This is a genomic window from Corynebacterium jeikeium (assembly GCA_003955985.1).
GTDB classification, from domain to species: Bacteria; Actinomycetota; Actinomycetes; order Mycobacteriales; family Mycobacteriaceae; genus Corynebacterium; species Corynebacterium jeikeium_D.
This window is the reverse complement of sequence record CP033784.1, coordinates 1,660,182-1,680,449: the sequence shown is the minus strand read 5'-3', so window position 1 is coordinate 1,680,449 and position 20,268 is coordinate 1,660,182. Positions and strand designations below refer to the sequence as shown.

Below are 20,268 nucleotides of genomic sequence, written 5' to 3'. Positions count from 1 at the left end.
ACCCCGAGTCTCCACTTTCCCCCACTTAGCTATTGGGATGGAGGAATTCTTATCTGCGGTCGTTGTTGGTATCTCCGAAAGTTTGGCTCTGGCGACATAAAATTGCAGGTCAACGCGCTAAGTCTGGCGACCAGGTTGAATCTGGATGGTTTTTAGCAGGTAAGTGGTGGGTAGTGGGGCGTAAACTGCTTTCTGTTAACAATGTGGTTGGTGTGGCGTCGTTATCGGCGTGGTTGCGGGTGGGTGCCCCACTTTTTATTCGCGCTTTAATTGTCGAGGTGATTCTTTAAAAGTCCAGGTCAATTGGGTTAAAGTGGATGTCCTGGCGGCGGGGTTGCGCTGATTCTGTGACTATTTTTCTTCTTCTTGTGTTGATAGTGGCAGATAGTGGGGTAAAGTGGGGCGTGATGTTGATTGAGGTTGGTCAACATTGCAGAAGTGAATATCCGATTTGCGCTTAAAGTTTGGCGAGATTTTGGCACTGCGGTAAAGCACAGCCCTCCGGCTCTGCTTGAAGGCAACGCCTAAATCCCTGAATTCGGTAAGCGTTTGTGCGTTGACATTGAGGTTGACACGGGGATAGGAGGCCAGTGACGCATGTTTCTGGGCACCTATACGCCGAAGCTTGATGACAAAGGGCGCCTGACGTTGCCAGCGAAGTTCCGTGAGGATCTCGCAGGTGGCCTGATGGTCACTAAAGGGCAGGATCATTCTCTGGCGGTGTATCCGAAAGAGGAGTTCGTCAAATTAGCTCAGCGGGCTACTAAGGCCTCTCGTACGAATGCCAAGGCGCGAGCTTTCATCCGAAATCTTGCGGCGAGCACCGATGAGCAGCGTCCTGATGGCTCGGGGCGAATCACGTTATCGATGGATCACCGTCGGTACGCGAATCTCTCCAAGGAGTGCGTGGTTATCGGCTCTATTGACTTTCTGGAGATCTGGGACAAAGAGTCCTGGGAGGCCTACCAGGCGGAGCATGAAGCTGATTTCTCCGAAGGTGAGGATGACTCGCTGTTCGGCGTTTTATAAACCGCTTGGAATAACCGAAAAGAGGGAATGTCCGCATGGACTCTGCCTGATAGCCCCTGGTGTACTTCCCCGATACCAGGTTCTGTCAGGCGGGGCCCTGTGAACATCCCCGCTTTTTGTTTTAAGCACCGATAGCAGCATTCCCAGTAGTGCTCATGAGGTGCGGTCTGGTTGCTGGCGCGGCACTCGTCGTTAAGCAAACCGGGAATACACTCGATAGATTCTCTGACCAGTGCGAACATACCCGGTGAGGAGGGGAAATGAACGGATCGGCACCTGCGGATGATCGCAAGTCCGGCGAGTTTGGTCATGTCCCCGTTTTGCTTCATCGAGTAACTGATTTGTTGCGCCCGGGCATCGAGGCACTGGGTGACGACGCAGTAGTTGTCGACGGCACTCTTGGTGCCGGTGGACACACGGAATACCTGTTGGAGCAGTTCCCGAAGCTCTGCGTTGTTGGACTCGATCGCGATGACAATGCATTGCGAGGGGCAGAAGAACGTCTCGCGCGCTTCGGTGATCGCTTTGTAGGGTTCCGTGTGCGTTTCGATTCGCTCGCCGAGGTGCTCAGTGGTGAAATTTCTGCAGCCGCGGGTGGAAGTGGCGCGGAGGACATTCTCGCCCGCGCCGCTGAGAAGGGCATTGCAGGTGCGCTTTTCGATCTCGGTGTTTCCTCGATGCAGCTTGACCAAGTCAATCGTGGATTCGCCTACCGAGTCGACGCCCCGCTGGACATGCGCATGGATGCAAGCCAGGGGATTACCGCAGCGGATGTGCTCAATACCTATTCGCACGGTGATATCGCGCGCATCCTATCGACTTACGGCGACGAGCGCTTCGCCGGCAAGATCGCCTCGGCAGTCCTGCGTGAGCGGGAGAAGGAACCGTTTACGACCTCCGGTCGTCTGGTCGAGCTGCTCTACGAAACCATTCCGGCGGCATCTCGCCGCAAGGGCGGACACCCGGCCAAGCGTACGTTTCAGGCTCTTCGTATCGAGGTAAATCGTGAGCTTGAAGCTCTGGAAAATGTACTGCCACAGGTCTGCAATGCACTCGCAGTCGATGGGCGTGCAGTGTTCATGAGCTACCAGAGTCTGGAAGACCGCATCGTCAAGAAGGACTTTGCGGAGCGCGTGAAGTCGACAACCCCACCGGGGCTCCCGATGGAGCTTCCGGGGCATGAACCGCACTTTGCTCTCATCACGAGAGGTGCGGAGAAGGCGTCGGCAAGCGAGATCGAAGACAACCCCCGAGCCGCACCGGTGAGAGTTCGCTGTATCGAGCGGATTCGAGCCGATTGACCCAAACCTTTCAACCGCACCAAACGCACCCTTAACGATCTAAGTACTGGGAGAACTTTCGAGCATGGCAACGACAATCACGGAGCACGCCCCCACCCGGCGCACCTCCCGCGGCGCATCTGCAACCGTCGCCGGTGCCAAGACGAAGACTCGTCAGCGCGGTCGCAGCGCCCGCACGAAACAGGATCTTTATCAGCGCCGGCGGTTTGGGCGCACAGGTTCTCAGCAGGTCATCTCGGTGCGTGGGCGTCGCGTTACGACGTCCTCGAGGGATAACCACAAGTTTGCCGGTGCGGCCGTGATGATCATTCTCGTCGTTGCCGGAATCGTGGCGGCGATGTGGCTGTCGGGTATTTCGACCTCGACATCCTTGCAGCTGGATGCTGCGCAGACCAAGGAAAAGGAGCTGCGTAACCAGCTGGAGGTGCTCGAGCGGGATGTTGCTTACATGAAGTCAACCGGTGCTATCGCGCAGCGTGCTGTGGAAGAGGGCATGGTCAATCCGGAGCAGCCTGCCGTTTTGACGACCGATCCGGAAGGCAAGGTCGTGGAAGTGCGACCGGGCGATGAGAAGCAGCAGAAGATTGTCGACCTCAATAACGAGTCGCCGAATATTCCGCATGCGCCGTCGTCGAACCCGAAGGACACCGAGAATGTTCCGGGGATGCAGGCACCGGCCATTGAGGAAGCGCACCCACGTCCGAACGGGTTGCCGGCAACCGCTCCGTATGCGCCGCAGAACCATGAGCCCGCACCAGCACCTGCGCCGGCTCCGGCACCCGCGCCTGAGGCTGAAGCGCCAGCGCCAGCCCCAGAAGCGCCAGCCGCGGCGCCGGAAGCACCGGAAGCTCCGGCACCCGAGCCAGCTCCAGCACCGTAGGAACTTAGAAAACAAACTGGGCCAAACTGGCCAACTGTCCGATATTCTGGCGGTTCCACTGTTTCTGGTCAGTCGACTGTAGACTAATTAATTCAGTACTCGCGATGGCAGGGAATACCGCCTAACGTTATCGCGCGCGGGAGAATCGACTTAGTAGAAAGCACTAGCGCATGATTCGATCTGAAGACGACTACCCCAACCGTGGAGGGGGGTATGACTTCGGCGAACGTGCTTACCGAATTACATCCCGTGAGCGCAGAGGCCAAAGTCGCGTTCGGGATGGTCAGCGCAGCCGGGGGCTCGATGCTAAAACCAACCGAAGCGTGCCCCCGCGCGAAAAAATGCGCATTAGTAATAAGGACTTCATCCGACGTCGCAACTGGCTGCAGTTTATAGGCGCTATCGCAGTTGTAGTGCTGGTCTCCCGTTTGGCTTGGGTGCAGCTCGTCGCAGGTCCTGACCTGTCGGCGGCGGCGCAGAATCAGCGCACGGTGGAAGTTGTTGATGCAGCTCGGCGCGGTGCGATTCTCGATCGTAACGGAGCTCAGCTTGCCTTCACTATGGAGGCACGCAGTATTACCGTTCACCCGAACACTTTGCGCAAGTGGATTGGGGACGCCCATAAGCAGCGCCCGGATGATGTCGCTACCTACGATGAACGCCTCGAGCAGATCGCCAAGGATTTGCCGAAGCTACTCGACGTGGCCGACATCGACGCGGAGAAGTCGGGAAGCAGTCGCCGTCGTCAAGCGGAACCCGAAACCGAGGAGAACTCGGTGATGAGCGCGCCGTCCCGGGTGAGCTCGAAGGACATTCTGGAGAAGCTGCGCAATGAGGACAGCACCTATGAGGTGCTCGTGCGTAATGTCGACCCGGACAAGGCCGCTGCCATCGTGGAAAAGTATCCGGAACTGGTGGCGGAGCGTCAGGATATTCGCCAGTACCCGAATGGGGCGACGGCGGCTAACGTCATCGGCAAGATTGGCATGGATGGCGTCGGCCAGTTCGGCTTTGAAGCCTCTCGTGATGCCACTTTGCAGGGTATTAACGGTGGCAAGACCATTGATATCGCCTCTAACGGTGTGGCAATCCCGGGATCCACGCGCGATGTCCACGCAGCTGTGGACGGTACGACTTACGAGCTGACCCTGGACCTCGACATGCAGTACTTTGTCCAGCAGCAGGTCAACCAGGCGAAGGCCAACTCGGGAGCGAAGGATGCGTCGGCAGTCGTGCTCGACGCGAAGACCGGCGAAGTGCTTGCAATGGCGCAGGCGGACACGGCTAACCCGAATAAGGATATGGGGGCCGAGCTCGAAGAGGGGCGCACTATCGGAAACTCCGCTGTATCGAACCCATTTGAGCCGGGCTCTGTAGCAAAGATCATTACCGCCGCGGCCGCTATCGAAGATGGCAAGACCACACCGGATGAGGTTCTGCAGGTCCCGGGCACGATTGATATGGCGGGTGTCACCGTGCGCGATGCATGGGAGCACGGCACGGAAGCTTTCACGACGACCGGTGTATTCGGCAAGTCCTCCAATGTCGGCACCCTAATGCTGGCAGAGCGTTTGGGTCAGGACCGCTTCGCTGAGATGCTGCATCTCTTCGGGCTGGGGCAGTCCACGGGTATCGAGTTGCCCAGTGAATCGTCCGGCTTTGTGCCACAGCGTCCGCAGTGGTCCGGCGGTACATTTGCGAACCTGCCCATTGGTCAGGGTATGGCCATGACACTGCTGCAGATGACAGGAGTTTTCCAGGCAATCGCCAACGATGGCGAGCGCATCCCGCCGCGTATGATTCGTTCGACAATTTCCCCGGACGGCACGAAGACGGCAACAGAGCGCCCGGAAACAGTGCGTGTGGTTAGCCCGGAGACCGCCCAAACTGTGCGCGCTATGTTTGAAGGCGTTATGCAGTCTGATCCCACGGGGCAGCAGTCGGGTACCGCGGCCGGCAATAGTATTGAGGGATACTCGCTCACAGGCAAGACAGGTACGGCGCAGAAGTTTGACCCCGACACCGGCGCGTACTCGAATTCCAAGTACCACATCACGTTTGCAGGCATCGCGCCTGCCGACGATCCCCGTTTTGTCATTGGCATTATGCTTGACGAACCCCAGCGTGGTGTCCATGGTGACGGCGGTCAGTCAGCAGCCCCACTGTTTAAGGACATCGCCGCTTGGGCGCTTAACCGCTACAACGTACCGCCGTCGCCACCCCGCGAGGGCAAGTTGTTGCTGCAGCCGTAACGAGGTCACCACCACAATGAAGTTACCGCGACAGCACTAATACACAGACTTTTATTACTTTGGTTTCTGCAAAGTGAATCTCTTGAATTTTTCCAACCTGTTGTACACCAACGACTGACTTGAAAGAGGGAACAGCCAATGACCGCCACCCTTGCGAAATTGTGTAACCTCGCGCATGGCCGACTTGACGGCATTACCGAATCCGCGGCGGCAGGAGCGGATATCGCCGCAATCGAACTCAACGCTGCCGAAGTGCCTGAAGGCGGAATGTTTGCTGCCGTCCCAGGTACTCGCACGCATGGTGCGCGCTACGCGCAGCAGTCGGCTGCTACAGCGATCCTGACTGATGAGGAAGGTCTGAAAATCCTGCGGGAAGCAGGGGAGACTCGACCAGTCCTGGTTGTCGACGATGTCCGGGCCGTCATGGGGCACGTTGCTGCAGAAATCTACGATCACCCCTCGGATTCACTGACCATCATTGGGGTTACCGGCACCTCTGGCAAGACCACCACGACCTACATGCTGGAGGGCGCGCTCCTGGCAGCTGGATGCTCGACAGGCATCATTGGTACTACCGGCACGCGCATCAATGGCCGTGCCGTTCCGTCGAGCCTGACTACCCCAGAGGCTCCAGCCCTCCAGCGCCTGTTCCACCAGATGCTCTCCGAGGGTGTGACGCACGTTGTCATGGAGGTTTCTTCCCACGCACTGTCGTTGGGACGTGTAGACGGAGTCAGTTTCGACGTCGGCTGTTTCCTCAACCTCTCGCAGGATCACCTGGACTTCCACAAGACCTTGGAAGAGTATTTCCAAGCCAAGGCCAAGCTCTTTGATCCTGAAGGTCCGACACATGCACCGAAGGCTGTCGTGTGCATCGACGACGACTGGGGTGTCCGCATGGCAGATATCGCTGCCGGCGACCCGGATGTCCAAGTCACCACTGTCCATACTCAGCATCGCGTAACCGACAAGACGCCAGCTGCCGAGGTCTTTGCAGAATGGCACGCCGCTGCAGCCACTGTCGCCACTAACGGTGTCCAGCATGTGGAGCTAACGCGAAACAACACTGACACAGTTGAGGTGGAAGTTCCTCTGCCGGGTGCTTTCAACGTTGCCAATGCCGCAGTCGCATGGGCTGTGCTCGATGCGATTGGGCATGCCAATGACGCGGCCAAGAGCGGTCTGGCACAGGTGCGTGTGCCAGGCCGCATGGAGCGCATCGATCGCGGACAGGACTTCCTGGCTGTGGTGGACTATGCCCACAAGCCAGCCGCAGTAGCTGAAGTGTTGGCCACCTTGCGTGCACAGACCGAAGGTCGCGTGCTGGTTGTCGTCGGCGCCGGTGGCGACCGCGATAGTGCCAAGCGTCCAATTATGGGAGCTGAGGCTGCATGCGGTGCCGATGTCGTCATCATCACCGATGACAATCCACGCTCCGAGGTGCCCTCTGAAATCCGTGCGGCCGTGGTCGCCGGTGCGAAGGAAGCGGTTGCCAGCAGCAAGGCCAGTTCTGACACGGTTGTTGAGGAAATCGGCGATCGCGGCCAGGCAATTCGCCGTGTCGTCGAACTTGCCCACAGCGGCGACAGCATCGTGGTGGCAGGCAAGGGACACGAAACCGGCCAGGATATCGGTGGCGTGATTCACCCGTTCGATGACCGTGAGCAGCTGGCCGAAGCACTCACACAGCGACTGGAGGGATCCGCTGATTGAGATTGCTGAAATCGCTGAGGAAGCGCACCACCTGACATGCCTACCGCGAACCATTCGCGGTAAGCGAATAGAATCAAGAAATCATCCTTTACTAGGCGCCTGGAACTCTAACCAACAAGGACTATAGACATCATGATTGCCCTGACCGCCGCGGAAATCGCTCACATCGTGGGAGGTGAACTCGCCCACGTCAATGATGACGCCACAGTGACTCAGCCCGCAGAATTCGATTCCCGAAAGATTCGCGAAGGCTCGCTCTTCCTCGCCCTACCGGGCGCGCGTGTCGACGGCCACGACTTCATCGATCAGGCTGTGGCAGCTGGAGCGACGATGGCACTGGCGGCACGAGATGTTGGGCAACCTGCGGTCGTCGTCAAGCCCCTTGGTAAGCAGGACTCCAATGCCGACGCATTTGCACACGATCCGGATGGTTCCGGGGCGGCGGTGCTGGAAGCGCTTGGTAAGTTGGCGCGTTACGTCGTCGACGAGCTGAAGAAGGATCAGCTGCATGTCGTCGGTGTGACGGGTTCGGCGGGAAAGACGTCGACGAAGGACATGATGGCGACGCTGCTGCGTACCGACGGTCCGACGGTGGCGCCGAAGGGGTCGTTTAACAACGAAATTGGACATCCGTACACGGTGCTGCAGTGCACTTCGGAGACGAAGTACCTGGTTGCGGAGATGAGCGCACGCGGAATTGGGCATGTGGCCCACCTGGCGCGCATTGCGCCACCGACTATTGGTGCGGTGCTCAATGTTGGCACGGCGCACCTTGGTGAGTTTGGCTCGCGCGAGGCAATCGCGCAGGCTAAGGGCGAGCTCGTGGAAGCGCTGCCGGCTGCGGAGCAGGGCGGTGTGGCCGTACTTAATGCCGACGATGACTACGTCACTGGCATGGCTCCGCGTACCCAGGCGAAGGTGGTGTTCTTCTCTGCAGATGAGAACTCCGAACGCCACGCAACCGCGGATTACCGCGCCACGAATGTGCAGCTCGACGATCTTGCTCGTGCATCTTTTGACCTGCATGTACCGGACGGGCGTACATTCCCGATCCAACTGCAGGTCTATGGTGCGCACCAAGTGGCCAATGCCCTGGCGGCGATTGCGGTGGCAGTGGAATCCGGTATTGATGCTGAGCAGGTCGCAAAGGCGATGGCCGCGCATGTGGCAGCGTCAGAGCGGCGCATGGATGTCCAGCAGCTCACTGGCAACATCGTCGTTATTAACGATTCCTACAATGCCAACCCTGATTCGATGCGTGCGGGGATTGATGCTCTGGCACGTACAGCAGCTGGCCCAACGCACCAGGACGCCTCATCGTGGGCCGTGCTGGGACAGATGGGTGAGCTTGGTGATTCCGCTGAAGATGAGCACTCGTCGCTTGGCGAGTACCTTGTGGGCCGCGGCATCGATCGACTAATTGCAGTCGGAGAGAGTTCTAATGTGCATGCCCTGGCCGACAAAGCGGAAGAGTTGGGGTTAAATACTTCTAGGGTGCCGGATACATCCACTGCCGCGGATTTGGTGGCGGCCGAGGTGCGTCCGGACGATGTGGTGTTAGTCAAGGCCTCCTATGCGGACGGTATGTGGCGGGTCGCGGACTCGCTGGCTGCCAAGGTTGGGACTACGCCCGAAGGTGAAAGCGGAGAGGAAAAGTAAGTGATTCAACTTATTCTCAGTGGTGCGATTGCATTTCTGGTGAGTGTCTTTTTAACACCAGTGCTTATTCGCAAATTCTCTGCTGAAGGTCTTGGCCAGGAGATCCGTGAAGAAGGGCCGAAGAGCCACCTGCGCAAGCGGGGAACTCCGACTATGGGCGGCATCGCCATCATCGCCGCAATCGTCGCTGGTTATTTCCTCTCACACCTCGTTACGTATATCCAGACTGGCGTGGGGCCGTCCGCCTCCGGTCTGTTGGTGATGTTCCTGGTTCTGGCGATGGGCGCATTGGGTTTTGCCGATGACTTCATCAAACTCTACAAAGGACGCAACCTGGGGCTGAACAAGACAGCGAAGCTGGTTGGGCAGCTGGCGGCAGCGCTGATTTTCGGCGTGCTGCTGCTGCAGTTCCCGGATGCGTCTGGCTTGACTCCCGGTTCGACGAGCTTGTCGCTGATTCGAGATATTCCGTTCCTGAATCTGGCACCGGGGCCTGTGTGGTTCGGCATGATTGTCTTCCTGGTATTTGTCTTCATCGTCATTGCCGCATGGACGAATGCCGTCAATCTCACTGATGGCCTTGACGGCCTGGCCGCTGGCGCCACCGCGCTGCTACTGGCCACCTACACGCTGATTTCCTTCTGGCAGTTCCGTAACTCTTGCGAGGCTTCGCTGGGCAGCGGTTGCTACAACGTCCGCGATCCGCTGGATATCGCCGTTATTTCCGTCGCGGGTCTGGGCGCCTGTTTGGGCTTCCTGTGGTGGAATGCAGCGCCGGCAAAGATCTTCATGGGAGATACCGGTTCGCTGGCTCTTGGCGGTTTGGTAGCGGGTCTGTCATTTGTCACCAAGACTGAGCTGCTGATGGTTATCATTGGCTTCATCTTCGTGATGGAAGTTGCTTCCGTGGCAATCCAGATCGCGGTTTTCCAGACGACTGGCAAGCGCGTATTCCGCATGGCTCCTCTCCATCACCACTTCGAAAACGGAGGTTGGGCGGAGACAACTGTTGTCGTTCGCTTCTGGCTACTCGCAGGCATTTTCAACATGATTGGCGCAGCCATCTTCTACAGTGACTGGCTCTCTCAGGTAGGCGTATTTCAATGATTAACTCACCAGACCCGACCAACCTCACCGATATCCGAAATCTCGACTTAGTCGCTACGGTGCGCTCTGGTCGAGTTCTGGTGGCAGGAGCCGGAGTTTCCGGTCGCGGTGCCATTGCGATGCTCAAGGACATCGGCTGTCCGGAAGTTGTCGTCGTGGACGATTCCGCTCTCGGCGCACTGGTTGCCGCTGACTTTTCGGTTCGGCATGTCACGACCGCAGACGCTCGCGACGAGCTTGCCGACGCGGTTGCGATTGTGACCTCGCCGGGGTGGCGTCCGACCAGTCCGCTGTTCGGCGCCGCCGCTGAGGCCGGTGTCCCGGTATTCGGCGATGTGGCGCTGGCTTTCGCCGGCGACTGTGCCCAGCTGTGGGGGCCGAAACGTACCTGGCTGGTAGTCACCGGCACTAACGGCAAGACCACAACCACCTCCATGCTGGCCGCCATGCTCGGGGAGCAGGGCGCAGCTGTGGGCAACATTGGTGTGGCTCTGTACGACGCACTGACTGCTGAGCCTCGTATCGAGGTCTTGGCCGCAGAGCTGTCCAGCTTCCAGCTGCACTGGGCTCCAAACATTCGCCCAGATGCGGGAGTACTGCTGAACCTGGCGGAAGACCACATCGACTGGCACGGTTCTTACGAAAACTACGGTCTGGACAAGACCCGTGCGCTGCGCGGTACTGTCGCAATCTACGGTGCGGATGACGCAGATGTCGTCGAGCACGTGGAAAAGATGCTGAAAAACGACGAGCTCGGCAACTCCGTCGTGGGCTTTACCGATGGTCCCCCGGAGGCACACCAGGTCGGAGTTCGCGACGGCATGATTGTCGACCGCGCTTTTGGCGGCGGCGATGCCGCAGCTGACGACTCTGGTCCGGGCATTGTCATCGCACCGGTAGCGGGAATTTCTCCTCCCGGCCGGGCAGGTGTTCTCGACGCGGTGGCCGCCACTGCGATGGCGCGCAGTATCGGTACCTCACCGGAGCAAATTGCAGCGGCATTGGAGACTTTCGAAGTTCGCGCACACCGCGGTCAGATTGTCCATAAGGCAAATGATGTCGTGTGGATTGATGACTCCAAGGCCACCAACCCCCACGCTGCCGACGCTGCACTGTCCGGTCATGAGCGTGTCGTTTGGATCGTCGGTGGTCAGCTCAAGGGCGCGGAAATCTCTCCGCTAGTGGCGAAGCATGCTCATCGCCTGCAGGCCGCCGTGGTTCTGGGCGTCGATAGGCAACTAGTCAGCGATGCGCTCTCCCGCATCGCACCTGCTGTGCCGGTCGTTGTCATTGATGACACCGATAAGGTCGATGCCATGGCAAAGGTCTGTATGGCAGCTAGTGAATATGCCAACCCTGGGGATGTGGTGCTGTTGGCACCAGCTGCCGCCAGCTTGGACATGTACTCCGGTATGGCTGAACGTGGCGACTTGTTCGCGCAATGGGCGCAGAAGGTGACGTCAACTGATGGATAACTCCCGCAAGGCTCGTAATTTAAGCGCTAGCGCCGCGACGGCACAAAAGGGGACGAAGGCTACCAGTTCACAGCGGCCTTCGTCGTCAAGCTCTAGTGCTCGAGAACGGCCGGCGTGGGTGGAGCGTTTCAACGACTGGAAGTCGCGTCCGCTGTTCGACTACCACCTACTGATGATCATCGTCGCGCTGCTGACGTCGATAGGCCTGGTGATGGTGCTGTCGGCATCCATGGCCATCGCGGGTAACGACTCGGGCAGCGTGTGGTCGGTGTTCATCCGTCAGCTGGTCATGGTGGTGGCGGGTCTTATCTCCATGTGGATCGTGCTGCGAATGCGGGTGGAATTGATTCGCTCGCTATCGACAGCAGCGCTGATTTTGTCCTTTGTGCTGCTGGTTTTGGTGATTATCCCCGGTATCGGCATCGGCCTGGAGGAAACCGGTGCGCGTTCGTGGCTGAGTATTGGTGGTATCACCATGCAGCCATCAGAAATCGCGAAAATTGCGCTGGCACTGTGGGGTTCGAAGCTGCTGGCTGAAAAGGTCCGCACTGCTGTGTCCTATACCGATTTGTTCGGGCTGTTCGGTGCGGTCAGCTTCGTGGTATTGGCACTGGTGATGCTGCAGCGTGACCTCGGCATGGTTGCTTCTATGGCGTTTGTCGTGGTGGCGTTGGCGTGGTTCGCTGGCCTGCCGCGCGTATTCATCACCGGGCTGCTTGCCGCTGCGGCGTTCGCCCTGGTGATCTTCACCGTCACCGCGGGTTTCCGTTCGGCTCGAATCAGGGTCTACTTGGACTCGCTGCTTGGTAACTTCAACGACGTGCAGGGCGATGCCTACCAGTCCTACCAGGGCTTTCTTTCGCTTGCCGACGGATCTCTCACCGGTGTCGGTCTCGGTCAGTCGAGCGCGAAGTGGGGATACCTACCGGAGGCGAAGAATGACTTCATTTTCGCCATTATCGGTGAGGAGACTGGTTTCCTCGGCGCGCTGATGGTTATTTTGCTCTACGCAGCGCTCGGCTGGGTGGGACTTCGTATCGCCGGTCGTCAGAACGATCCGTTTCTCCGTCTGCTCGCGGGCACGATTACTGCTGCAACCGTGGTGCAGGCTTTCATCAACATCGGCTACGTCGTTGGTGCGTTGCCAGTGACTGGTCTGCAGCTGCCGCTGATTTCCGCCGGTGGTACATCGGCGATGGTGACGTTGTTCTCGATGGGTCTGCTGGCCACATGTGCCCGCCACGAATCGGAAGCAGTCTCTGCAATGCAGACTTCGGGACGTCCGGGGCTGGACAGGTTCCTGGGTATTCCGGAGCCAATCCCATATGACGAATCGCGTCGCCACGCGCCGAAGGTGCGTGCCCATCGCGATCCGCAACGCTTCGGTCCTCCCGTGGTGACCAGTGGAGCGCGTACTCCTCGTGGCGAGGGAGCGCAGGTGCGGGAAACCTACAGTGGCCGAGCTGACCGACCCAATCGGGCCGGCCGTAGTGGAGGCAGCCGCAGTGGTCGAGGTGCCGCCCCGCAGCGTGGCTCCCGAACCTCCGGCAGCTCCGGAAATTCGGGCAGCGTTCGTGGCCGCGAAGTGGATTATTCCCCTCGTAGTGACAACGGACGGACGCGGGGATTTACGGCGAGGTCGCCGCGGGCTGGACGGTCACAGGGCTCCTGGTCGTCGTCAAGCTCAGGCCGGGGCAGTAGGATTCGGGGCGAAGGCCGTGGCGGACAGTCGCGTTCGCGCCAGCGCCCGGGCCGAAACAATAGGAACGGCGGTTCAGCACCGCGGAGGAGGAATCGATAACACCATGGCAGACAAGAATCTGGGCGCAGCCGCTGGGGCGAAAGGCGCTTCGGAGTCTGAGCAGTTTCTCAAGGAAGATGGCTCTGCTCCGACCATTGTGGTGGCCGGCGGTGGTACGGCTGGCCATATCGAACCCGCATTGGCTGTGGCGGATGCGATTTTGAACCTGCAGCCGGAAGCCCGCGTCATTGCACTCGGTACGAATCGGGGGTTGGAGTCGACCCTCGTACCGGCGCGAGGCTATGACCTGGAGCTGATTCCGCCAGTGCCGGTGCCGCGCAAGCCGACTGCGGATTTGTTCAAGCTGCCTCTCAACGTCGCTCGTGCGGTGCGTGAGACCCGCAAGGTTTTCAAGCGTATCGACGCTGATGCGGTCATCGGTTTTGGCGGCTACGTATCGGCACCGGCCTACATGGCGTGCCGTGCGGGGAAGAAGATTCCGTTCCTGGTTCACGAGGCCAACGCCCGTGCGGGCCTGGCCAATAAGCTCGGTGTCGCACTCGGGGGCGTCGGTTTGGCCGCCGTGACTGGCTCTGGCCTGAAGGCCGAGGTCGTCGGCAATCCCGTGCGTGCCAGCCTCGCGGCGTTGGACCGCGATGCCAAGCGTGCCGAAGCCCGCGAGTTCTTCGGTTTACCGCAGGAGGGACCGGTGCTCTTTGTCACCGGTGGTTCGCAGGGGGCACGTTCCATCAACGAAGCTGTTACCGGTGCAGCCGCAGAGCTCGCCAACGCCGGTGTATCTGTACTGCATGCCTACGGCAAGAAGAATCACGTCGAGGTCGAGGCTATCCGCGAGGACGCCCCCTATGTCGCTGTGCCGTACATCGACCGGATGGATCTGGCGTACTCCGCCGCCGACCTGATTTTGTGCCGTTCCGGTGCGATGACGGTGGCTGAAGTCTCAGCTGTCGGCTTGCCTGCGGTGTATGTACCGCTGCCACACGGAAATGGGGAACAGGCGCTCAACGCCACCGATGTCATCGATGCTGGTGGCGGTATTCTCATCGCCGACGAGTCGCTGACTGCGGCATCAGTTTCGGATATCGTGATTCCGCTGGTCACGTCCCCAGAAAAGCTTGCCGACGGGCGCCGCGCCCTGGCCAACATTGGACATGGTAACGCTGCGGAGAACATTGCCCGTCGGGTGCTGTCTGCGGCTGTGAACTCTAAGAAGTAAAGCGAGCATAAACATGAACGTTAATTTCGATGACTTTCAGCCGGTAACGGGAGAGCTGCCCGCAAGTGTCCACATGATTGGCATTGGCGGTGCCGGTATGTCCGGTATCGCTCGCATCCTGTTGGCTCGTGGCATTCGTGTTACCGGTTCCGATGTCAAGGAGTCCCGCGCGGTGGTGGGACTACGTGCGATGGGAGCCACCATCGCCATTGGCCATGACCGTGCGAATCTTGAGCTTGCTGGCGAGGGAGAGCTGCCGGACGCAGTGGTCATTTCCTTCGCTGCTATCCCGAAGACGAATCCGGAGCTGGCCGGTGCACATGAGCTGGACATTCCGGTGCTCAAGCGCTCCGATGTGTTAGCGCTGTTGATGCAGGACTCCAAGGCTCTCCTGATCGCCGGTACTCACGGCAAGACCTCGACTACGTCGATGACCGTCGCGGCTTTGCAGGCAGCTGGTTTGGATCCGTCTTTTGCCGTTGGCGGTCTGATGAGCAAGGCCGGTGTCAATGCTCACCAGGGCAGTGGCGATGTCTTTGTTGCTGAGGCCGATGAGTCGGATGCCTCGCTGTTGACCTACCAGCCGGAAGTGGCCGTAATTACCAACATCGAGCCCGATCACCTTGACTTTTTCGGTGACGACGAGACCTACTACGCCGTCTTTGACGCTTTTGCAGAGCGCATTAAGGATGGCGGTCATCTGGTCATCTGTGCTGAGGATCCGCATGCGGCCGCATTGGGCGAGCGCGCGGTGGAGCGCGGCATTAACGTGCTGGCTTATGGTGGGGAAGAAGCCTTGGCTCAACACCCGACGCTGCCGGTCGGTGCCGTTTTGCACGGCTGGACTCCGGTCGGTGGTGGTGCCCGCGTGGAGGCCACTGTTGGCTCGACATCGGTGAGGTTTGAACTTCATCAGCCCGGCCGTCACATGGCGCTCAACGCGCTGGCTGCAATGGTCGGTGGCGACTGCGTCGGGGCAGATTTGGGGCGTATGGCGCGCGGTCTCGGTGAATTCACCGGTGTTCGTCGCCGCTTTGACTACCACGGCAGTATCGGCGAGGGGCCATTTGTTGGTGCTCGTATCTACGACGACTACGCGCATCACCCGACCGAGGTCTCCGCAGTTCTGGGCGCAGCTCGGGAGTTGGTCACCGAGGCCGGTCGTGGCAAGGTCATCGCTGTGTTCCAGCCTCACTTGTACTCGCGTACTCGCAACTTTGCCGACGAGTTCGCTGCCGCCCTGTCTCTGGCGGACAAGGCCGTATTGCTCGATGTCTTCGGCGCCCGCGAGGAGCCACTGCCGGGCGTCGACGGCGCGCTCATTGCCAACAAAATGACCATCCCTGTGATGTATGAGCCGCATTTCACCAGCGTCCCGGCTCGCGTTCGCGAAATCGCCGAACCGCACGATGTCATTCTGACCATCGGCGCTGGCTCTGTGACGATGCTTGCCGACGAAATCGTGCGCGAGCTCAGCGGAGACAACGACGAACAGGTGGAGTCGTAGCACTGTGAAAACCAGCCGAAAGCAATCTCAGCAGACCGATGGTGCAGGCCGGGGCACAACAGCGTCGCGGCGTCGGCGTTCAGCGCGCGCCCCGCGACGCGGCTGGCTCATCGGCGGTGGCCTGGTCGCGATTATCGCCATCGTTGCAGCGGTGGTGTGGTTTTCGCCGTGGCTGGTTGTGAAAAACATCGATGTTGAGGGCGTCGTCCACGGGGATAAAGACGCGATTGTCGAGGCCAGTGGTATCTCCGAGAATCAAAAGCTCATTCGCTTGGACACGGATGCCTCAGCGCGCTCCGTGGCGGGGCAGCCGTGGGTCGATAGCGTGACGGTCAGTCGTTCGTGGCCGCAGGGCGTGACTATTTCGGTACGGGAATTCACCCCGGTGGTGTTTGTCCGTGCCACTGACGGAGAGCACCTTTTTTCCGCAAATGGTCAGGAGTTCGTCACGGCAGCCCCGCCGCCGGGTGTCATTGAGGTTGTTGATGCACCTCGTGTGGATGAGCCAACAGACGGCAAAGTTGACCCCGAACCGCGCGTTATCAAGGCGGTTTTGAACGTCGTCAAGGCGTTGCCGGAGCCCGTCGCGCACCGTGTGGAGCGGATTAGTGCGCCTTCCGAGGCAGAAATCAAGCTATTTCTGACCGATGGATACGAGGTGTACTTCGGGTCCTCGGATAATGCGGCAGAAAAGGCACGCGCGACGGAGATTGTGTTGAACCGTGGCGAGAAGATTTGGAATGTCTCCAACCCCCGACTACCCGCTGCTAAGGGAGAGTAGAGAATGGTGGTGCCTGGAGTGATTTCTGTGGCTAAACACTATCCCTCAAGTGCAGGTTTAAGGTCGCGACACGCGCTAAAAGGTCGCTGAATTATTTGCAGTTTTCGACCACAATGGGGTCAACAGCTTTTCGGCCATGATGCACTTCTTCCGTGCGGTGTCATGGAGAGCTGTACCGCCCGGCAGTGCCAATGCTGTCGTGTGGCCCATGTGCAACGTGGCTAGATGAAATTATTTAGGACCTATAGGAAAGGGCGAGAAACGCGCAATGACCTCCCCGAATAACTACCTCGCCGTTATCAAAGTCGTCGGTGTCGGCGGCGGTGGCGTCAATGCTGTCAACCGCATGATCGAGGAGGGGCTGAAGGGTGTCGAATTTATCGCAGTCAACACCGACTCGCAGGCCCTGATGTTCTCCGACGCTGATGTCAAGCTCGACATCGGGCGTGAGGCAACTCGTGGCCTGGGAGCTGGCGCTAACCCCGAGGTTGGCCGCACTTCCGCGGAAGACCACAAGGACGAGATTGAAGAGACCCTCAAGGGCGCCGACATGGTCTTCGTTACCGCAGGTGAGGGCGGTGGAACCGGTACCGGTGCAGCTCCGGTTGTCGCGAGCATCGCCAAGAAGTCCGGTGCCCTGACCGTCGGCGTGGTAACCAAGCCGTTCGACTTCGAGGGCAAGCGCCGTGCGCGCCAGGCCGCCGAGGGCATTGAAACCCTCAAGGAGGTCTGTGACACCCTTATCACCATTCCGAACCAGCGTCTGCTGCAGATTGGTGAACAGGATCTGTCCATGATGGACGCGTTCCGCTTTGCTGACGAGATTCTTTACAACGGTGTCCAGGGTATTACTGACCTGATTACCATTCCGGGCATGATTAACGTCGACTTCGCCGACGTCCGCTCGGTAATGGCTGAGGCTGGCTCGGCTCTGATGGGCGTTGGCTCCGCGCGCGGCGACGACCGTGTGATGAACGCCGCTACTCAGGCCATTAACTCCCCGCTGCTGGAGTCCACCATGGATGGTGCACAGGGTGTGCTTATTTCCGTCGCCGGTGGCTCCGACCTGGGCCTGATGGAGGTCAACGCCGCCGCGTCCATCGTGGAGGAAAAGGCTGATCCGGATGCCAACATCATCTTCGGTACCATCATCGACGACAACCTCGGTGACGAAGTTCGCGTCACTGTGATTGCTACCGGTTTTGAGCAGGGTAACGGCAACCCGCTGGACAAGCCAGCCACAGGTGCCGCTGCACGTCCGGCTGCACAGGATGCCGAGGCGCGTCCGGCCGCTGAGCAGGCACCGCGACAGGGCAGCGCACTGCCGGGCGGTGACAACCTCGGCGCTCCGGCCCCGCGTGCGGAGGAAGAGCGCCCGGTCGCACAGCCACGCGAGCGTGAGGATCGCGACCGCTTTGTCCCGCGCACCAACCCGAACAGCGGTGGTCTGTTCACCGATAACCCGACACCGCGTACGCAGGAAAACCGCAACTACCGTGGTGCTCACCGCGATGACCGCGACGACCGTCGTGGCGGCTACCAGGCTTCCAGTGACCTGCCGGAGTGGGGCTTCTAAGAAATCATGACTGAATCCCGCCGCAGCCGAAAAATTCTGACGAATCGGCGCGGCGGGTTTTCGCTGCCACCATATGATTCCTTCAATCTTGGAGATCATGTCGGCGATGACCCGTCCGCAGTCGAACGCAACCGCCAGCGCTTGGCCGATTCTCTGGGAATCGACCGTGCCCGCTTCGTCTACATGGAGCAGCTTCACACCAACACGGTCACCGTCGTCAACGAACCACAAACTGAGCCTGTCTCGGCTACCGACGCCATCGTCACGACCACGCCGGGTCTCGCGCTGGTAGTGCTCGTTGCCGATTGCGTTCCCGTCTTGCTTTCCGACGATTATGCGGGTGTCGCCGCTGCGGTACACGCAGGGCGGACCGGTGCCCGCAACGGAATCGTTCGTAAATCTGTCGAGAAGATGATTGAGCTCGGTGCCACGCCCGAGAATATCCATGCGCTTCTCGGTGCGGCGGCTTCTGGCCACAATTACGAGGTGCCTGAGTCGATGGCCGATGACGTCGATAAGCATTTGCCCGGAGCGAAGATGCGAACGAAGCAGGGGACTGCCGGTGTCGACGTGCGCGCCGGCCTGATGCGTCAGCTCTATGACCTCGGTGTACGGCATGTCAATGTCGAGCCCAGCTGCACTATTGACAATGAGCAGTACTTTTCCTACCGGCGGGAGGGGAAGACTGGCCGTCAGGCGGGCATCGTAATCCTGCCTGAGCAGGGCTAAGTTTCAAAGTTGTAATTTTGGCGCGCCAAATTTGCGCGTGTCTATGCGATATTGCCAACCCAGCCGGTAGGTTGTGGGTAGCACAGACTTAAATTCGCACACTAAGAAGGACGTAGCAGAAGATGGCTGATTTCTTCCGTGGGGTTTCAAATTTCTTCGGTCTTACCCCGACTGATGACGCGGCTTACGACGAGCACTACGACGAGTTTGACCGCCGGGACGAGGAGCGTTTTGATGACTCCTATGCCGACTCGCGTCGTGCGGAGCGTCACCGCTACGAGCTGCGCGAAGAGGCTCCACGTGAGGCTGCAAGTGTGAACTCCCGCGAGGAGGACTACCGCTACGGCAACCTGCACTCCGTTGCTGAGACCAAGGAACCGGAGCAGGTCTTCATCAAGCCGGAAAGTGGTTTCCAGGACAAGTACTCCAAGGCTCCGGACATCGGTTCGCACTTCCGCGACGGTGACATTGTCACCTTCGATCTGAGTGAGCTTGACCCATCTGAGGCTAAGCGCTATGTCGACTTCGTTGCTGGACTGGTTTTCGGTTTGCGCGGTCGAATCAAGGCTGACGGCTCCGTGTTCACCCTGTACCCGCATGGCTGCGATGTCAACGAGGGCCAGTTCGACCGGATGTCCGGCTAGTCAGCCGGCTCGCATGGCTTGTTAGTGTTTCGTATTTCGATTAATTAGCTAGACTGTTTATTCGTGTCTTCACTACTGCTAGTTCTGCTAATCCTGCTGAAGCTTTTCACCTATCTGCTGTTGGCTCGCATTGTGATTGAAATGATTCAGTCATTTTCTCGCTCTTGGCGACCAGGCAGGGTGTTTTCGTCGATTGGCGAAGTTGTTTTTGTCATTACCGACCCGCCGGTGAAGCTGTTGCGCCGACTCATCCCGCCTATGCCGATGGGCAACGTGATGGTGGACATGTCTGTGCTTGTTTTGTTCTTCATCCTTATGATTCTGCGAATGGTGCTGCAGGTAGCTCTCGGCGCGGTGGTGTAAATATCGCTAACTGTTTGCTTGGGGTCCACAATGTGGATTTCGGTGGAGCTGTGTTGTTTTGACTGTCCCGAATGTGATGTTCTCGGGCATTGAATTGCTACCGGGGGTGTTAATCGGGGGCAATAATAGGAACCCGTTGGGGAATGTAATCCCCAATGGGTTTTTATTGTGTCGGGGGTAAAGTTCTGTGGCTAAAGGTGCAGGGTAAGGGCGAGGTTTAACGTTTTACTAGAACTTTGCCATTGGTTAGAACGTGGGGGATAGAGTCCTGCCC

At 59.1% G+C, this 20,268-nt stretch carries 16 protein-coding genes; 15 read left to right on the top strand and 1 reads right to left on the bottom strand.

What is annotated here, in order from left to right:
* The first annotated feature begins 597 nt into the window (after window positions 1–597).
* Both mraZ and rsmH read left to right on the top strand, forming a co-directional pair.
* On the top strand, window positions 598–1,029 hold the full coding sequence (gene mraZ, locus EGX79_07375) for a transcriptional regulator MraZ (GenBank protein ID AYX82018.1): 432 nt from the start codon (window positions 598–600) through the stop codon (window positions 1,027–1,029).
* Window positions 1,030–1,289: 260 nt separating this feature from the next.
* A complete protein-coding gene (gene rsmH / locus EGX79_07370) occupies window positions 1,290–2,330 on the top strand; it encodes a 16S rRNA (cytosine(1402)-N(4))-methyltransferase RsmH (GenBank protein AYX82017.1) in 1,041 nt (346 codons plus the stop codon).
* Window positions 2,331–2,774: 444 nt separating this feature from the next.
* Here rsmH and EGX79_07365 read toward each other — a convergent pair whose 3' ends face one another.
* The gene (locus EGX79_07365) at window positions 2,775–3,269 is read right to left on the bottom strand and encodes a hypothetical protein (GenBank protein ID AYX82016.1); all 495 of its coding nucleotides are present in this window, start codon (window positions 3,267–3,269) and stop codon (window positions 2,775–2,777) included.
* A gap of 111 nt (window positions 3,270–3,380) precedes the next feature.
* Between EGX79_07365 and EGX79_07360 the strand changes: the two genes are divergently transcribed.
* From EGX79_07360 to EGX79_07300, 13 genes are all read left to right on the top strand, one after another.
* Window positions 3,381–5,462: a penicillin-binding protein 2 gene (locus tag EGX79_07360; GenBank protein ID AYX82015.1), complete on the top strand. Its 2,082-nt coding sequence runs from the start codon at window positions 3,381–3,383 to the stop codon at window positions 5,460–5,462.
* A gap of 138 nt (window positions 5,463–5,600) precedes the next feature.
* A complete protein-coding gene (locus EGX79_07355; GenBank protein AYX82014.1) occupies window positions 5,601–7,175 on the top strand; it encodes a UDP-N-acetylmuramoyl-L-alanyl-D-glutamate--2,6-diaminopimelate ligase in 1,575 nt (524 codons plus the stop codon).
* A gap of 132 nt (window positions 7,176–7,307) precedes the next feature.
* A complete protein-coding gene (gene murF / locus EGX79_07350) occupies window positions 7,308–8,834 on the top strand; it encodes a UDP-N-acetylmuramoyl-tripeptide--D-alanyl-D-alanine ligase (GenBank protein AYX82013.1) in 1,527 nt (508 codons plus the stop codon).
* Entirely contained in the window at window positions 8,835–9,941 is a 1,107-nt protein-coding gene (locus EGX79_07345; protein AYX82012.1) for a phospho-N-acetylmuramoyl-pentapeptide-transferase, read from the top strand.
* A complete protein-coding gene (locus EGX79_07340; GenBank protein ID AYX82011.1) occupies window positions 9,938–11,416 on the top strand; it encodes a UDP-N-acetylmuramoyl-L-alanine--D-glutamate ligase in 1,479 nt (492 codons plus the stop codon). Before EGX79_07345 ends, EGX79_07340 begins: the two co-directional genes overlap by 4 nt.
* Window positions 11,409–13,217 (top strand): putative lipid II flippase FtsW, encoded by a 1,809-nt coding sequence (ftsW, locus tag EGX79_07335; GenBank protein ID AYX82010.1) that lies wholly within the window; start codon window positions 11,409–11,411, stop codon window positions 13,215–13,217. The genes EGX79_07340 and ftsW overlap by 8 nt, the downstream gene beginning before the upstream one ends.
* Before the next feature lie 4 nt (window positions 13,218–13,221).
* Window positions 13,222–14,394 carry an undecaprenyldiphospho-muramoylpentapeptide beta-N-acetylglucosaminyltransferase gene (murG, locus tag EGX79_07330; GenBank protein AYX82009.1) on the top strand — a complete coding sequence of 391 codons (1,173 nt, stop codon included), beginning with the start codon at window positions 13,222–13,224 and terminating at the stop codon, window positions 14,392–14,394.
* Between the two features lie 13 nt (window positions 14,395–14,407).
* Window positions 14,408–15,901, top strand: coding sequence for a UDP-N-acetylmuramate--L-alanine ligase (locus EGX79_07325; protein AYX82008.1), 1,494 nt, complete (start codon window positions 14,408–14,410; stop codon window positions 15,899–15,901).
* Between the two features lie 4 nt (window positions 15,902–15,905).
* A complete protein-coding gene (locus tag EGX79_07320; GenBank protein AYX82007.1) occupies window positions 15,906–16,682 on the top strand; it encodes an FtsQ-type POTRA domain-containing protein in 777 nt (258 codons plus the stop codon).
* A 268-nt stretch (window positions 16,683–16,950) separates the two neighbouring features.
* Window positions 16,951–18,258, top strand: coding sequence for a cell division protein FtsZ (gene ftsZ / locus EGX79_07315; GenBank protein AYX82006.1), 1,308 nt, complete (start codon window positions 16,951–16,953; stop codon window positions 18,256–18,258).
* A 6-nt stretch (window positions 18,259–18,264) separates the two neighbouring features.
* Complete coding sequence (gene pgeF / locus EGX79_07310) at window positions 18,265–18,987, top strand: peptidoglycan editing factor PgeF (GenBank protein ID AYX82005.1); 723 nt, start codon at window positions 18,265–18,267, stop codon at window positions 18,985–18,987.
* 122 nt (window positions 18,988–19,109) lie between these two features.
* On the top strand, window positions 19,110–19,631 hold the full coding sequence (locus EGX79_07305; protein AYX82004.1) for a DUF552 domain-containing protein: 522 nt from the start codon (window positions 19,110–19,112) through the stop codon (window positions 19,629–19,631).
* Between the two features lie 63 nt (window positions 19,632–19,694).
* Window positions 19,695–19,994 carry a YggT family protein gene (locus EGX79_07300; GenBank protein ID AYX82003.1) on the top strand — a complete coding sequence of 100 codons (300 nt, stop codon included), beginning with the start codon at window positions 19,695–19,697 and terminating at the stop codon, window positions 19,992–19,994.
* Window positions 19,995–20,268 lie beyond the last annotated feature (274 nt).